Origin of the sequence: Pseudomonas reactans (assembly GCF_013387025.1) — a bacterium.
Taxonomy (GTDB): domain Bacteria; phylum Pseudomonadota; class Gammaproteobacteria; order Pseudomonadales; family Pseudomonadaceae; genus Aquipseudomonas; species Aquipseudomonas reactans.
The window spans coordinates 298,130-313,705 of record NZ_JACAQP010000007.1; the positions used below are offsets into that span (position 1 = coordinate 298,130).

Annotated in this window: 17 protein-coding genes; 7 read left to right on the forward strand and 10 right to left on the reverse strand. The window is 57.8% G+C overall.

Annotation, left to right across the window (positions count from 1 at the left end):
* Positions 1–43 precede the first annotated feature (43 nt).
* On the reverse strand, positions 44–1,120 hold the full coding sequence (hppD, locus tag HX793_RS10350; protein WP_177049673.1) for a 4-hydroxyphenylpyruvate dioxygenase: 1,077 nt from the start codon (positions 1,118–1,120) through the stop codon (positions 44–46).
* 245 nt (positions 1,121–1,365) lie between these two features.
* Positions 1,366–2,289 (reverse strand): DMT family transporter, encoded by a 924-nt coding sequence (locus HX793_RS10355; RefSeq protein ID WP_177096030.1) that lies wholly within the window; start codon positions 2,287–2,289, stop codon positions 1,366–1,368.
* Positions 2,290–2,366: 77 nt separating this feature from the next.
* Between HX793_RS10355 and HX793_RS10360 the strand changes: the two genes are divergently transcribed.
* From HX793_RS10360 to HX793_RS10370, 3 genes are all read left to right on the forward strand, one after another.
* Positions 2,367–3,236, forward strand: coding sequence for a LysR family transcriptional regulator (locus HX793_RS10360; RefSeq protein ID WP_177049677.1), 870 nt, complete (start codon positions 2,367–2,369; stop codon positions 3,234–3,236).
* Positions 3,237–3,335: 99 nt separating this feature from the next.
* Positions 3,336–4,877, forward strand: coding sequence for an EAL domain-containing protein (locus tag HX793_RS10365; RefSeq protein WP_177049679.1), 1,542 nt, complete (start codon positions 3,336–3,338; stop codon positions 4,875–4,877).
* 198 nt (positions 4,878–5,075) lie between these two features.
* Positions 5,076–5,441 (forward strand): histone-like nucleoid-structuring protein, MvaT/MvaU family, encoded by a 366-nt coding sequence (locus HX793_RS10370; protein ID WP_177049681.1) that lies wholly within the window; start codon positions 5,076–5,078, stop codon positions 5,439–5,441.
* Positions 5,442–5,553: 112 nt separating this feature from the next.
* Here the strand turns inward: HX793_RS10370 and HX793_RS10375 are convergent, their stop codons facing one another.
* The gene (locus tag HX793_RS10375) at positions 5,554–6,090 is read right to left on the reverse strand and encodes a DUF4946 domain-containing protein (RefSeq protein ID WP_177050031.1); all 537 of its coding nucleotides are present in this window, start codon (positions 6,088–6,090) and stop codon (positions 5,554–5,556) included.
* A gap of 196 nt (positions 6,091–6,286) precedes the next feature.
* On the opposite strand from HX793_RS10375, the gene gloA reads away from it, so the two are divergent.
* Positions 6,287–6,808, forward strand: coding sequence for a lactoylglutathione lyase (gloA, locus tag HX793_RS10380; protein WP_177049683.1), 522 nt, complete (start codon positions 6,287–6,289; stop codon positions 6,806–6,808).
* A 50-nt stretch (positions 6,809–6,858) separates the two neighbouring features.
* On the opposite strand, the gene ahpF is transcribed toward gloA, so the two are convergent.
* From ahpF to HX793_RS10395, 3 genes are all read right to left on the reverse strand, one after another.
* Entirely contained in the window at positions 6,859–8,424 is a 1,566-nt protein-coding gene (gene ahpF, locus HX793_RS10385) for an alkyl hydroperoxide reductase subunit F (protein ID WP_016974785.1), read from the reverse strand.
* Between the two features lie 127 nt (positions 8,425–8,551).
* On the reverse strand, positions 8,552–9,115 hold the full coding sequence (gene ahpC / locus HX793_RS10390; RefSeq protein ID WP_003173835.1) for an alkyl hydroperoxide reductase subunit C: 564 nt from the start codon (positions 9,113–9,115) through the stop codon (positions 8,552–8,554).
* Positions 9,116–9,259: 144 nt separating this feature from the next.
* Complete coding sequence (locus tag HX793_RS10395) at positions 9,260–10,186, reverse strand: site-specific integrase (RefSeq protein WP_177096032.1); 927 nt, start codon at positions 10,184–10,186, stop codon at positions 9,260–9,262.
* A gap of 170 nt (positions 10,187–10,356) precedes the next feature.
* Between HX793_RS10395 and HX793_RS10400 the strand changes: the two genes are divergently transcribed.
* Positions 10,357–11,364: a DNA-binding protein gene (locus HX793_RS10400; RefSeq protein ID WP_177062003.1), complete on the forward strand. Its 1,008-nt coding sequence runs from the start codon at positions 10,357–10,359 to the stop codon at positions 11,362–11,364.
* Here the strand turns inward: HX793_RS10400 and gorA are convergent, their stop codons facing one another.
* Positions 11,365–12,723, reverse strand: a complete 1,359-nt coding sequence (gene gorA / locus HX793_RS10405) for a glutathione-disulfide reductase (RefSeq protein WP_177096034.1) — start codon at positions 12,721–12,723, stop codon at positions 11,365–11,367.
* A 105-nt stretch (positions 12,724–12,828) separates the two neighbouring features.
* Positions 12,829–13,668, reverse strand: a complete 840-nt coding sequence (gene galU, locus HX793_RS10410) for a UTP--glucose-1-phosphate uridylyltransferase GalU (protein ID WP_003173830.1) — start codon at positions 13,666–13,668, stop codon at positions 12,829–12,831.
* Between the two features lie 310 nt (positions 13,669–13,978).
* Between galU and HX793_RS10415 the strand changes: the two genes are divergently transcribed.
* Together HX793_RS10415 and HX793_RS10420 are read left to right on the forward strand one after the other, a co-directional pair.
* Positions 13,979–14,164 carry a hypothetical protein gene (locus HX793_RS10415; protein WP_016974789.1) on the forward strand — a complete coding sequence of 62 codons (186 nt, stop codon included), beginning with the start codon at positions 13,979–13,981 and terminating at the stop codon, positions 14,162–14,164.
* Positions 14,165–14,306: 142 nt separating this feature from the next.
* Positions 14,307–14,588 carry a hypothetical protein gene (locus HX793_RS10420; protein ID WP_016974790.1) on the forward strand — a complete coding sequence of 94 codons (282 nt, stop codon included), beginning with the start codon at positions 14,307–14,309 and terminating at the stop codon, positions 14,586–14,588.
* Between the two features lie 9 nt (positions 14,589–14,597).
* Here HX793_RS10420 and HX793_RS10425 read toward each other — a convergent pair whose 3' ends face one another.
* Both HX793_RS10425 and HX793_RS10430 read right to left on the reverse strand, forming a co-directional pair.
* Entirely contained in the window at positions 14,598–14,828 is a 231-nt protein-coding gene (locus HX793_RS10425) for a hypothetical protein (protein WP_016974791.1), read from the reverse strand.
* Between the two features lie 224 nt (positions 14,829–15,052).
* Positions 15,053–15,406 carry a hypothetical protein gene (locus HX793_RS10430; RefSeq protein WP_016974792.1) on the reverse strand — a complete coding sequence of 118 codons (354 nt, stop codon included), beginning with the start codon at positions 15,404–15,406 and terminating at the stop codon, positions 15,053–15,055.
* Positions 15,407–15,576: the final 170 nt, after the last annotated feature.

A 15,576-nucleotide genomic window follows, 5' to 3' on the forward strand; every position in this document is an offset into this window, starting at 1 on the left:
AAAAAGCCCGGCCGGGGTTACCCTCGGCCGGGCTTTTCTACGTTTAGTCGGCGGTCAATACACCACGACGCACCTGGTCGCGTTCGATGGACTCGAACAGCGCCTTGAAGTTGCCCTCACCAAACCCATCATCGCCCTTGCGCTGGATGAATTCGAAGAACACCGGGCCCATCAGGGTTTCCGAGAAGATCTGCAGCAGCAGACGCTTGTCGCCTGCCACCGAAGAGCCGTCCAGCAGGATGCCGCGTGCCTGCAATTGATCCACCGGCTCGCCGTGGTTCGGCAGGCGGCCTTCGAGCATTTCGTAGTAGGTGTCCGGAGGCGCGGTCATGAAGCGCATGCCGATCTTCTTCAACGCGTCCCAGGTCTTGACCAGGTCGTCGGTGAGGAACGCCACGTGCTGGATGCCTTCGCCGTTGAACTGCATCAGGAACTCTTCGATCTGCCCCGCGCCCTTGGACGACTCTTCGTTCAGCGGGATGCGGATCATGCCGTCCGGCGCGCTCATGGCCTTGGAGGTCAGGCCGGTGTATTCGCCCTTGATGTCGAAATACCGCGCCTCACGGAAGTTGAACAGTTTTTCGTAGAAATTGGCCCAGTAGACCATACGGCCGCGATAAACGTTGTGGGTCAGGTGGTCGATGACCTTGAGGTTTGCACCGACCGGATTGCGCTCCACGCCTTCGAGGTACACGAAGTCGATGTCATAGATCGAGCTGCCTTCGCCAAAACGGTCGATCAGGTACAGCGGCGCACCGCCGATGCCCTTGATCGCCGGCAGGTTCAGCTCCATCGGGCCGGTCTCGATATGGATCGGCTGTGCGCCGAGTTCCAGGGCGCGGTTGTAGGCTTTTTGCGAGTCCTTGACGCGGAACGCCATGCCGCACACCGACGGGCCGTGTTCGGCCGCAAAGTAGGAGGCAATGCTGTTGGGTTCGTTGTTGAGGATCAGGTTGATCTCGCCCTGACGGTACAGGTGCACGTTCTTGGAGCGGTGGGTCGCGACTTTGGTGAAGCCCATGATCTCGAAGATCGGCTCCAGGGTGCCCGGCGTCGGCGACGCGAATTCGATGAATTCAAAGCCCATCAGGCCCATTGGGTTTTCGTATAGATCTGCCATGGTGGCACCTCATCATTCTTGTAATAGACACAGTATTAGTGGCGAGCAAGGATGAGGTTGCAGGGTGGCGCACAGGAAAGACCTCGCACGCTGCGGGCGAGGAAGTCACCAAAGATGAGGGGGGAGCCGAGTAGCTTCATGGGGTCATCAGTCTCTGACGGCTTAGGCTTGCGTGAGCGCAAGTCCATATTCTTGTATGCGTAAATCGATTCTACACAGCGTAACCGTGTTTGTCCGTACTCTTATCAAATCCCCATTGCCCTGGCGCGTGCAAGGGGTTTGTTGCAGAGGTAGATGCCGAGCAGGATCACTGCCCCGCCGGTGAGCATGGGCAGGCTCAACGGTTCGTCCAGCAATAGAGCGCCACAGATCACGGCGGTGAGTGGGTTAAGCGCGATAAATACGCCGGAACGTGTCGCGCCGATTCGTCGGATACCGTCGTAATAACCAATATAGGCCAGCGCAGAACCCAGCACGCCGAGGTACATCAGGCTCAGTCCTTGCGCGAGAGACACGCGGCCCATCGCCTCCAGCGTAAAGCGCCCCATGATCAGTGTGGTGACGGTCAGCATCAGCGTTCCCAGCAGTATCGACCAGGTGACCGTCTGCAGCGGCCCCAGGCTCTGATTCAAGTTTCGGGAAAACAGTGAGTAGATGCCCCACCCCACTACACAGCCGAAGATCAGCAAATCCCCACGCCACGTGTTGGTTGCTTCGCTCAATACCTGGGGGTTGCGACTGACGATGACCATGGCGGCCCCCGCCAGACACAGCACGATCCCCGCGACCTTGCTGGCACCCAGACGCTCCTTGAACAACCACCAGGACGCCAGGCCGATCACGGCCGGGTTCAGCGCCACGATTAATGAGGCGCGCGATGCGTTGATAGACTGCAATCCATAGAAGAAACACAGGTTGTAGAAAAAGATGCCGAAGAAACCCAGCGTCGCCAGTTGCAGTAGCTGGCGCGGGTTTGGTCGGACTAACGGAATGCGTGCCAATCCTAGAAATACCAGCAATGCCAGACTGGCCAGCGCAAACCGCAGGCTGGCCGCCAGCAACGGGTCGAGCGTCCCGCTCAGGTAGCGACCGGCCACGAAGGTGCCGCCCCAGATCATGGTGACGGCGGCCAACTTCATGTAAGTGATGCGATCTGAGCTGGAATGCACGGGATAAAACTCGAATGGCTTGAGGAGGCGTGCATTCTTCTGGTAATACGGTGTCATCGTAAAATGAGTGATTGCTCATGACCCTGACTCAACTCGAAATCTTTTCCTTGGTAGCCGAGCTGCAAGGCTTTACCAGCGCCGCCCACCGCCTCGGCATCAGTCAATCAGCGGTGTCCCACGCCATCAAAGGGCTGGAGCAGGAACTGGGGGTGGCGCTGTTCAGGCGCCACCAGGCCCAGGTCGAGCTGAGCGATATCGGCATGCAGTTGCTGGGGCGCGCTCGGGCCATGCTGGGCCTGGCGAACACCTTGCAACAGGAAGCCGCAGACGCCCGGGGCATGAAACGCGGGACGCTGCGCATCGGCTCCTTCGGGCCTACCTCATCGAACTACCTGCTGCCGAAGATCCTCAACCGATTCCGCAAGGAGTATCCAGGTATTGAGGTACACGTTGATGAAGGGCCGGACAGGCAAGTCATCCAATGGCTCGACGAACGCCGGATTGATATTGGCTTTGTAGTGCTGGAACAGGAGCGCCTCGACACCTTCCCGCTGTTCGAGGACCAGATGGTGGCGCTGCTGCCGGCCAATCACACGCTGGCCGCCCGTGAGCAAGTCAGCCTCAAGGATTTGTGCAGCGACCCTTTCGCGCTGACCGAGGCCGGTTCAACTGAATTGGTCATGCGACTGTTCAATGAGGCACGCCTGACCCCGACTGTGCGTTATCGCTGCTCGCAACTGCTGAGCACCCTGGAAACTGTCAGTCGGGGCGATGCCGTGAGCGTGGTGGCGCAGGCGTCGTTGCCCGCCGGGAACGACCCTCGGTACGTGCAACGGGCGTTATCGCCACGAGTGCCACGCCAGGTTGGCCTCGCCGTACTGGACCAGCGCCTGTCTTCCCCGGCGGCGCTCGCCTTTATCCGTATTGCCCAGGGCGTGGATTTATAGTGCCGCGTACTGGCCAAATGGGTAGGTGCCGCGAGCTTATTTCGGGCGGGCCATCTATCATCGACTGATATCCGATCCCTGCAACAGGCCGTTTACTCCATGCCCCTGACCGTCAACGGCCCGCGAAAACGCGCCACACGTTACCTGATCACATCCTTGAGTACGCTGCTGCCGATTGCGCTCGGAGTCGTGATCCTGCACTGGCAGGCCGAACGCACGCTGCAGCAAAGCACAGCCCAGACCGCCCAGGAGGCGGTGCGCCAATTCGACCTGATGCTCGACAATACCGCCCTCGCCGCCCAGGCCTTGCTGCCACTGGCGGGGCTGCCCTGTGATAACGGCGCACAGCTGGCCCTGCGCGAACAAGTCACGCGGCGCCCGTTTGTGCGTGCGACCACCCTGTCCTGGCAAAAAAACATCTATTGCAGCTCGTTGTTCGGCAGCAACTACGAATCGCCGGTCAACCCGGATGATTATGTTGATGGCCGGTTATGGCTGATGAACGGCAACCCCGTGACACCGGATACCGCGCTGCTGGTCTACCGATTGGTCGACGGCGACAAGGCAGCTTTTGCGTCGATTGATGGCTACCACCTGACCAACGCCCTGCGCCTGATCAGCCGATACGCCCATCTGGTGCTGCAAGTGGGTCCGAACTGGCTTGGGGCTGATGGCAAGGTACACGACACTGTGGTGCCGACGTTCGCAGTCGCGCACCATCACTTGGAGTCCGAACGCTATCACTACAGCGTCGACGCGGGTATGCCGGCCGGTGAAGTGTGGCGCTACATGCAGGCCCGATACCCGGCACTGTTCAGCCTGATCGTGTTTTTTGGTGTGCTGGCGGGTCTTTTGGCGCACTGGCTGCAAAAGCGCTCCTCGGCACCGACTCACGAATTGCAGCGGGCGTTGGGCGCCAATGAATTCATCCCGTACTTCCAACCGGTGGTACGGGGTGACACCCGCGAGTGGGCGGGATGTGAAGTGCTGATGCGCTGGCAACACCCTAAAGAAGGCTTGGTGCGGCCCGACCTGTTTATCCCCCTGGCCGAGCATTCGGGCCTGATCGTACCGATGACCCGCGCTCTGCTGCGCCAGACCGCCGCACAACTGGCGCCCCATGCGGCGCGCTTCAGCCCGGGGTTTCATATCGGCGTCAATATCACCGCACGCCACTGCCAGGATTTGGCCTTGGTGGAAGACTGCCGCGAGTTTCTCGCCGCGTTTCCCGTGGACCAGGTGACCTTGGTGCTGGAGTTGACCGAGCGCGAGTTGATCGTGCCCACCGACATCACCCGCCAGTTGTTCGACGCCCTGCATCAACTGGGGGTAATGATCGCGATTGATGACTTTGGTACCGGGCACTCCAGCCTGGGCTATTTACGTAACTTCAATGTCGACTACTTGAAGATCGACCAGAGTTTTGTCGCCATGATCGGTGCCGATGCACTATCACGGCATATTCTCGACAGCATCATAGAACTGTCCGGCAAACTCGATTTGGGCATCGTTGCAGAAGGTGTGGAAACGCCTGAACAGTCTGATTACCTGGCCGCTCAAGGCGTGGATTTCCTGCAGGGCTACCTGTTTGGAAGACCGTTGCCGTGCGATGAATTTATTAAATCACTGGCCCGCCATTGAATAGCCATGCACTACCTATGCTGAAATAATGTTATTTAGCCAAAAGACATGATTTACTCGTGGCAAATTAACTACTACAATTTTTCCAGCCTGTGCAGAACTCGCGGGACGGCTTCTTTCTTGAGTCGCCTTAAAGCGCTTGGCTTATAGCTTTGTCTGCAGTTGATATCAGCCAAACACACTATTGGAGTACCTATTTTGTCCAGACTCGCCGAATTTCGCGCAGCCGAAAAAGCCCTTCAAGAGCAGCTTGCCCAGCTGGAATCCCTGAAGAACGATGCCGGCCTGAAGAAAGAAATCGAATTCGAAGAAAAGCTCCAGGGCCTGATGAAGACCTATGGCAAAGGCCTGCGCGACATCATTTCGATCCTTGATCCAAACCCGGGCAAGTCCGGCGTTGCTGCGGCTACCGCACCAAAACAGCGCCGCGCACGCGTGGTCAAGGTTTACCATAACCCGCACACCGGTGAGTTGATCGAAACCAAAGGCGGCAACCACCGCGGCCTCAAGGCCTGGAAAGAACAGTACGGCGCTGCCACTGTAGATTCCTGGCTTCGCGGCTGATTACACCGCACTAACAAAGAGCCCCGCTTATGCGGGGCTTTTTTAATTCGGCGGTTCGGAACCGAACTTAAACAACGTTTCATAATGTTCAGAATCGTCGAAGATTACACACTTAAAGTTTGAGGCTATCGCGCACCGAGCTGACTTCGTCCTTGCTTGCTTTGTACGCATCCGCCTGCCCCGCGTATGAAAAAACATACGCCTTATCGGCATCAACCGCGCCCACCAATGTTTGCGAAAGCACGTGGCGCCCGTTTTCGGTTATCACACAAGTAGTTTCCAGCGCCTCAAGACGGCTCAATGTTGTAGGGCGCATCTTGCTGCACACACTTTGATAACCACCCTGGGCAAAATCTTTCTGGATGGACTTGCGCATCTCCAGCAGTACGCCTTGTAGATTAACCTTATGCCCCGCTTCAATCGGCGTACCGGTCAACTCCATCACCATCAAGGTCGTGCCATTTTCATCATTCTTGATTGCACGCTGGCGCGACACCGCCTGGGGTTTGGCAGGCGCTTCGCCATCGGGTACGACCTCTTCGACCTGCCAGCCACTGGGCCAGTGAATTTCGGGGTCGGCCGCCAGTACGCAGGAACTGCCCACCAGCAAACACACAGCGCTCAACAGCGGTTTACGAAATGCGATCATTGCGAAAAATACCCAAGGTTCAAGCGCCAAAGTTTGAGCCTCGGCGCCCCTGTGTCGCAAGGCCTGCATGGGCTTTTTCATTTGGCGCCTGGGGCAAGCCTTGCGTATCATGGGTCGGCTGCACGGATGCCAGCCGCAAGCCAAGGAACCGCTCACATTTCAGAGCCGCGTTTGCCCCATTTTTTCTGGAGGGCCCATGAGCCTGCACGAACTGAACACTTTCCCGGGCGTCACCGCCCAACCTGACACCGCCACCACGAACTTCGTGTTCAACCACACCATGCTGCGGGTCAAGGACATCACCAAGTCGCTGGACTTCTACACCCGCGTCCTGGGTTTTTCCCTGGTTGAAAAGCGCGACTTCCCAGAAGCCGAATTCAGCCTGTACTTCCTGGCCCTGGTGGACAAATCCCAGATCCCGGCCGACCCAGCCGAGCGCACCCAGTGGATGAAGTCGATCCCAGGCATCCTGGAACTGACCCACAACCACGGTACCGAAAACGACGCCGACTTTGCCTACCACAATGGCAATACCGACCCGCGTGGCTTTGGCCATATCTGCATCTCGGTGCCGGATATCGTCGCTGCCTGCGAACGTTTCGAAGCCCTGGGCTGCGACTTCCAGAAGCGCCTGAGCGATGGCCGCATGAAGAGCCTGGCCTTCATCAAGGACCCGGACGCGTACTGGGTCGAGATCATCCAGCCCGCACCGCTGTAACGAAAAAACCCCATGATTACTCATGGGGTTTTTCATTTCCGTCTGCGGATTTAAGCCGGGGCGGAAGTCCGGATCAAGTGATCGAAAGCACTCAGCGAAGCCTTGGCGCCCTCGCCCACTGCAATCACGATCTGCTTGTACGGCACTGTTGTCACATCACCGGCGGCGAATACACCCGGCAGTGAAGTCTCACCCCGCGCATCGACGATGATCTCGCCGCGTGGCGTCAGTTCTACTGTGCCTTTGAGCCAATCGGTATTGGGCAGCAAACCGATCTGCACAAAGATCCCTTCCAGGTCGATGGTCTTGAACTCGCCGCTGTCGCGGTCCTTGTACGCCAGGCCGGTGACTTTCTGGCCATCACCTTTCACTTCGCTGGTCAACGCACTGGTGATCACATCAACGTTCGGCAGGCTGTAGAGCTTGCGCTGCAAAACGGCGTCGGCGCGCAACTTGCTGTCGAACTCAAGCAAGGTCACGTGGCTGACGATACCGGCCAGGTCGATGGCCGCTTCAACGCCGGAGTTACCGCCACCGATCACCGCTACACGCTTGCCCTTGAACAACGGACCGTCGCAATGCGGGCAGAAGCACACGCCTTTGGCCTTGTATTCCTGCTCGCCAGGCACACCCATTTCGCGCCAGCGGGCGCCGGTGGCCAGGATCACGGTCTTGGACTTCAGGGTCGCACCGCTTTCAAAACGGATTTCGTGCAAGTCGCCGGCGTTTTTCGCAGGCACCAGGCTACTGGCGCGTTGGAGGTTCATGATGTCCACGTCGTACTGGCGTACGTGGGCTTCCAAAGCGCTGGCCAGTTTCGGCCCTTCGGTTTCTTGTACCGAGATGAAGTTCTCGATGGACATGGTGTCCAGCACCTGGCCGCCAAAACGCTCGGCAGCGACGCCAGTGCGGATGCCTTTACGTGCGGCGTAGATCGCAGCTGAAGAACCGGCCGGGCCACCGCCGACGACGAGTACATCAAAGGCGTCTTTGGCGCTGATTTTCTCGGCGGCTTTTTCGATGCCGCTGGTGTCGAGCTTGGCAAGGATCTCTTCCAGGCCCATGCGACCCTGGCCGAAGTTCACACCGTTCAGGTAAACACTGGGCACCGCCATGATCTGGCGTTCGTCGACTTCAGCCTGGAACAGCGCGCCGTCGATGGCGACGTGGCGGATGTTCGGGTTGAGCACGGCCATCAGGTTCAGCGCCTGGACCACGTCCGGGCAGTTCTGGCAGGACAGCGAGAAGTAAGTCTCGAAGCTGAACTCGCCTTTAAGGGCGCGAATCTGTTCAATCACTTCGACACTGGCCTTCGACGGGTGGCCACCGACTTGCAGCAGGGCCAGCACCAACGAAGTGAATTCATGACCCATGGGGATGCCGGCAAAACGCAGGCTGATCTCGGCACCCGGGCGGTTGATGGAGAACGACGGCTTACGCGCATCATCACCATCGGTTTTCAGGCTAATCAGCGTCGTGAGGCTGACAACATCCTGCAAAAGGGCAAGCATTTCCTGGGATTTCGCGCCGTCATCGAGGGAGGCGACGATCTCGATCGGCTGGGTGACCCGTTCCAGGTATGACTTCAACTGAGCTTTAAGATTGGCGTCCAACATACGGGCGATTTCCTGTTCATTCGGTTTATTGCAGACAAAAAAACGCCCGAGCGAATCTCGCCCGGGCGTTTTGGGGGCGGATGCAGCTTACTTAAGTGCGGAATACCGCCCTTGAGACTTCACAGACTTAGATCTTGCCGACCAGGTCCAGGGACGGAGCCAGGGTGGCTTCGCCTTCTTTCCACTTGGCTGGGCACACTTCGCCTGGGTGGGCAGCGACGTATTGAGCGGCCTTGATTTTGCGCAGCAGCTCGGAAGCGTCACGGCCAACACCGCCGTCGTTCAGTTCAACGATCTTGATCTGACCTTCTGGGTTGATCACGAAAGTACCGCGGTCTGCCAGGCCAGCTTCTTCGATCAGCACGTCGAAGTTGCGGGAGATGGTCAGGGTTGGGTCGCCGATCATGGTGTACTGGATCTTGCCGATGGCTGGCGAGGTGTTGTGCCAGGCAGCGTGGGCAAAGTGAGTGTCGGTGGACACGCTGTAGATCTCGACGCCCAGTTTCTGGAATTCGGCGTAGTTGTCAGCCAGGTCTTCCAGCTCGGTTGGGCAAACGAAGGTGAAGTCGGCTGGGTAGAAGAACACCACGGACCATTTGCCTTTCAGGTCAGCGTCGGTCACGTCTACGAAGTTGCCGTTTTTGTAGGCGGTAGCTTTGAACGGTTTTACTTGGCTGTTGATGATAGGCATCGTTGACTCTCCGTCAGGTTTGTAGAAGGGCTTAGTAAGTTGATGAAGTGAATCCTACCCACTCTCTCGACCGATGGCTCATTGGCAAACCTGATGCTGACGATTGGTTTTCCCTATCAGGTGACTGTATTAATAGAAGAAATCTCAAAGCAGCGGTTGCGTCGCCAGGGTCATGCCAAGAAAGGGCGTCGCTTCAACATAGCGCATGGCGGATTTCATGTCGCTCCAGCCGACGTAACTCATCAATGACTTCAAATCCCAGCCGCTGCGGTGAGCCCACGTTGCAAAGCCCCGGCGCAGTGAGTGGCTGGTGTATTGCTCGGCGGGGATGCCGGCCCGCTCCAGCGCCTGGCGCAGCAGCGGAATCACGCTGTTGGGGTGCAGCCCCTCCTCCCCCAGGTTGCCCCAGCGATCGATGCCGCGAAACACCGGGCCACGCACCAATGCCGAGGCGCTGAGCCACTCGCCGTAGGCCTGCACCGGGCACAGGCGCAGCAGCGCTGGGGTGTGATAGGTCTTGCCGAGGTTGTCGCGGTCGCTTTTGCTACGCGGCAGATACAGGCTGATGCCCGCGCCGGGCGTCGCTTGCACATGTTCAATCTCGAGACGGCACAGCTCATCGCTGCGAAAGCCGCGCCAGAAGCCCAGCAGGATCAATGCAGTGTCGCGCTTGGCGCGCAGTAGCCGAGACAGGTCGTGGGCTGCGTCTTTCGCCTCCTTCTCAAGAGAAGCCACCACCTGCTCAAGGTGTTTGAGTTGCAAAGGCTCGGCTTGCTTCTCCTGCGCCGGGTGCACGGCACGAATGCCCTTGAGCACTTTGCGCACCACCGGCGCCTTGGTCGGGTCAGGGAAACCTTGGCTCGTATGCCACTGCGCCAGTGCCGACAACCGTAGCTTGAGCGTGTTGACCGCCAAGACGCCGGCATGCGCCACCAGATAACGCGCCACGCTGTCGCTGGTCGCGGGCAGGAACCCTCCCCAGCTCACTTCGAAATGCTCGATGGCCGCACGATAACTACGTCGCGTGTTATCGCGGGTGGCGGCGTTGAGGTAACGGTCCAGATCGCTCATGAAGGGCCTATTCGTACTGCGGGCAATTACTTTCGCGGATTAAATGCTTATGACACGGGATAATACGCCAATATCCCATCTGTTAATTCATGAATTTGAACGAATTTTTATTCGTGATATAGTATGTATATACGTGTTACGTAACACATCATGAAATCGACGGAGACCCTATGGCTCGTGGCGGCATCAACAAAGCAGTCGTTCAAACAGCACGCCTGGCAATCCTCGCTCGCGGCGAAAACCCCAGCATCGATGCCGTACGCATCGAAATGGGCAATACCGGCTCGAAAACCACGATTCATCGCTATCTGAAGGAGCTGGATGAGAGCGAAAGCCGAGCCACCATCACCGAGGCGCCGATCGACGACGAGCTTGGCGAACTGGTGGCGCGACTGGCGCAACGCTTGAAGGAGAAAGCCCAGGAGCCTATCGACCTGGCCCTGGCGCAGTTCGAGCAACAGAAAGCCGCCCTGCTCGCCCAAGTGGAAGCCCTTGAGGAAACACACGGTCAACTCAAGCAACAATTTGATATCCAGGCCGCCGCCCTGGCAGAAGAAAGCGCGGCCCTGCAAACCGCCAGCGCCAGCCTGCAGACCGAGCAAACCCGTAACGCCGGGCTGAGCCAGGCGTGCAGTGATTACGAGTTACGGATCAACGACAAGGACGAACAAATTCGCTCGCTGGAAGAAAAGCACCTGCACGCAAGGGACGCCCTGGAGCATTACCGCACTGCAATCAAGGAGCAGCGAGAGCAGGAACAGCGCCGCCACGAAGGCCAACTGCAACAGGTCCAGGCCGAATTGCGCCAGGCCCAGCAGAGCACCATGGTGCGTCAGGATGAAATCACCCAACTGCATCGCGACAATGAGCGACTGCTGATCGAGCATCGGGTAACGATGAAAGAACTGACGGCACTGCAGGAACAATCTCGCAAGGATCAGGCCCGGCAACTCAAGTTGAGCGAACAGGTTGGCGTGATCGACAGCGAACGCACCCTGCTTCAGGAACGCCTGCGAGTGGCGGTGCTGGAGAGCCAGTCACGACAGGAAGCGCTGGCCGAATATCAGCAATCGAACAAAACCCTGGAATTGGACCTGATCAAAGCCCAGGCCAGTATCGAGGCATTGCGACTGGCGGCCGCCGTTGCAACGGCGCCAGAGGCAACGCCCGAGAGCTGATCAGCCCGCCACTGGCGTGCGCATGGTGACGAACTCTTCCGCCGCCGTGGGGTGCACGCCGATGGTGTCGTCGAAATGCTGCTTGGTCGCGCCCGCCTTGAGCGCGATCGCCAGGCCCTGGACGATCTCGCCGGCATCCGGTCCGACCATGTGGCAACCCAGCACTTGGTCGGTGTCAGCGTCGACCACCAACTTCATCAGGGTCTTTTCTTGGCACTCGGTCAGGGTCAGCTTCATCGGCCGGAAACGGCTTTCGAAGATCTGCACCTTATGGCCCTTCTCTTTCGCTTCTTCTTCAGTCAGGCCAACCGTGCCGATGTTGGGCAAGCTAAATACCGCCGTCGGGATCATGGCGTAATCCACCGGACGATACTGCTCAGGCTTGAACAGGCGGCGCGCCACGGCCATGCCTTCGGCCAGGGCCACCGGCGTCAGTTGCACACGCCCGATGACGTCGCCGATGGCCAGGATCGATGATTCTGCAGTCTGGTAAAGATCATCCACCTCGACGAAACCACGCTTGTCGAGTTTCACGCCCGTGTTCTCCAACCCAAGGTTGTCCAGCATCGGACGACGGCCAGTGGCGTAGAACACACAGTCTGCTTCCAGCACGCGACCATCTTTCAGCGTGGCCTTGAGACTGCCATCCGCCTGTTTGTCGATGCGCTCGATATCCGCATTGAATTGCAGGTCCAGGCCGCGCTTGGTCAGCTCTTCCTTCAAGTGCGTACGCACCGAACTGTCGAAGCCGCGCAGGAACAGGTCACCGCGATACAACAGCGTGGTTTGTGCGCCTAGTCCATGGAAGATCCCTGCGAATTCGACCGCGATATAGCCTCCACCGACAACCAGGACACGCTTCGGCAATTCCTTGAGGAAGAACGCCTCATTGGAGCCAATGGCATGTTCACGCCCTGGAATCTCCGGAATCTGCGGCCAGCCACCCGTTGCGATCAAGATGTGCTTGGCGCTAAAGCGCTCGCCATTGATCTCGACCTGATGCGCATCCACCAGGCGCGCATGCCCTTCATGCAGGGTGACACCGCTGTTGACCAGCAGGTTGCGGTAAATGCCATTGAGGCGATTGATCTCGCGGTCCTTGTTGGCAATCAGGGTGGCCCAATCAAAATTAGCCTCGCCCAGAGACCAGCCAAACCCGCTGGCTTGCTCAAAATCTTCGGCAAAGTGTGCGCCGTACACCAACAGTTTTTTCGGCACGCAGCCGACGTTGACGCAGGTGCCACCCAAGTAGCGGCTTTCCGCCACGGCCACTTTGGCACCAAAGCCTGCGGCAAAACGGGCCGCACGAACACCGCCGGAACCGGCGCCAATCACATATAGGTCAAAATCGTAGGCCATTTCACTCTCCTCGGCAGGACATCAGCATACCGACTTACGTGGGGCTGAAAAACGAAAAAGCCACCCGAAGGTGGCTTTTTTGGAACAGGCCGCTTACCGCATGAATCAGTAAGCCTTGCCAGTCTTGTAGAAGTGCTCGTAGCAGAAGTTGGTCGCTTCGATGTAGCCTTCAGCGCCGCCGCAGTCGAAACGCTGGCCCTTGAACTTGTAGGCAATCACGCAACCGTCTTTGGCTTGCTTCAACAGGGCGTCGGTGATCTGGATTTCGCCGCCCTTGCCTGGCTCGGTTTCTTCGATCAGCTTGAAGATGTCCGGCGTCAGGATGTAACGACCGATGATCGCCAGGTTCGACGGTGCATCTTCCGGAGCCGGTTTCTCAACCATGTCGCGCACGCGGATCAGGCCATCGCCGATGTCGTCGCCGGCGATAACGCCGTACTTGTTGGTTTCAGTCGGGTTCACTTCCATCACGGCAACGATGGTACAACGGTATTTCTGGTACAGCTTGACCATCTGGGTCAGCACGCCGTCGCCTTCCAGGTTCACACACAGGTCATCCGCCAGTACCACGGCAAACGGTTCGTCACCGATCAGTGGACGACCAGTCAGGATCGCGTGGCCGAGGCCTTTCATTTGGGTCTGACGGGTGTAGGAGAACGAGCACTCGTCCAGCAGTTTGCGGATGCCGACCAGGTATTTTTCCTTGTCGGTGCCCTTGATCTGGTTTTCCAGCTCGTAGCTGATGTCGAAGTGGTCTTCCAGCGCGCGCTTACCACGACCAGTGACGATTGAGATCTCGTTCAGACCGGCATCCAAAGCCTCTTCGACGCCGTACTGAATCAGTGGCTTGTTCACCACCGGCAGCATCTCTTTGGGCATGGCTTTGGTCGCTGGCAAGAAGCGAGTGCCGTAACCGGCTGCTGGGAACAAGCATTTCTTGATCATATAAGTCCTTACAAAGGGCTGTGCGTACGGAATTCGGCGCAGTCTAATCAGGCCGCAGTCACCTTACAATGGGTCCTGCTGGCGTTGCGATGTCATCATAGAGAAAAAATCTCGGCGTAAGTTCCGCTGGTCTTACGGAGCGAGCTCCGGCCGCCACGGCAAAAAACGTCTGCGCCTCAACGTTTCAAAGGGCTGAACCCTTTTTAGCACGCTTTGGCAACGAGAACACTGACCTGGAATAACTTGCGCTGGATCGAGGTGTTTGGCGCTATCATAAGGGCCTTGAACCACACCACGAGATACTTGATAGATGTCAGAACCAAAAGGCGTGAACGGCTACCTGATCACCAAACGAGCGGACGGTTGGCACTTGATCAACTTCCACGGTGACAGCGTCGCCGGGGTATTCGAGAGCGAAAGCCAGGCTATCGCGGTGGCTGAAGTGTTTGTGGATGAAGCGGGCCACGCATCGAGCAAACGGCCGAAAGGCAAGTAAGCGTCCAAGCACTGCGCAAAGGCCCCGGTTGATCGGGGCTTTTTTGTGTTTGTCTGTACGTACATGGCAGATCGCTATAATCTCGCCGAAACGCCCCACGACAGTGTCAGCGCCCTTCCAACACCCTCGATGATGAACACACATGAACAAGATTCTGGCACTGACTGCGGTACTGGCGCTCGCCGGCTGCACTACCACTTCTGACGTCTACCTGAAAAACGGTGAACAAGGTCTGACCATCGATTGCTCAGGCGAAGCCAATTCCTGGGCCAGCTGTTACGAAAAGGCTGACGCCTCGTGTGCCGGCACCGGCTACCGCATCGTCGGTACCGAAGGAACACCGTCGCTCAAGGAAAGCGACAAGACCCTAGGGCAGGACGTGGGCAACTACAAGAGTCGCAGCGTCGTGGTGGTTTGCAAGTAAGCTTCAGGCTTACAACTGAATGTCGGCAAACTTGATACCCAGACTGCGAATGGTCTCCACCAGATCATCCAGGCGCGCGAACGACTCGACTTCGTCCTGATCGTCCACCAGGAAAAAACTGCGGCCGCCGCTTTTCTTGAAAAATACGATCCACTCACCCAAGTCAGCCGGGTTCTGGATGATGTGCGTCGCCGTTATCTGGCCTTCGGCCTGGCGAGCCCTGACGTGTTCACGCTTCATGAAAGACTTCCCAAAAAGACAAATGCCGCACGAACCGAGGGTTTGCGCGGCATTTTTGCATTGATCGGGTAACAGTTTAACGGATGCCCTGCCCATTCGGCACGCATTCCAAATGGGTAGGCTGTATGCCCCGCAGCCTCGCTTCCCCACAAAAAAGCCCGGCTACGCAATGACGGGACCAGGCTTTTTATCGGATTGGAGGTCGCAAAATGAAGCGGGCCTTATCAGCCGGAAATGCAGTCCTCGCCAGCTTTCTTCACGTCACCCGGACGGATCGGCACATTGGACATGCTCTCGTAGAGCTTGATGCTACTGCCACTGGAACGCTCGTCGATCTCGAAGATCGCCGAAGGGTCAGCCGAAAATTTTTGCGGCACAATCACCTGCACGCCGCCGTCCTTATGCGGCTCGATCTGCGGTGGCCGGCGGGTAGTCGACAACTTTTTCACCACACATGCGGCGTATTCCTGGGGTTTCTTCCCAGAAATGACCGCCAGAGTCGGAGGGGTCTGCTTGATATCTGCAACCGAAGCACACCCACCAATCGCCAGGGCCAGAACCAACACACTCCATTTCATACTAAAACCTCCGATAAAGACCCTACGACAGCGGGGATGGTAATTTTCTCCCGCCCACGTAGGATTTATCCCTGATAACTCGGTAAATAACTGTTTTAAATTGTCGACGTCGTTGAAGACGGGCCGATAATAAACGCGCTGGGGCTGATAAACTCCATCTTAACCTACGT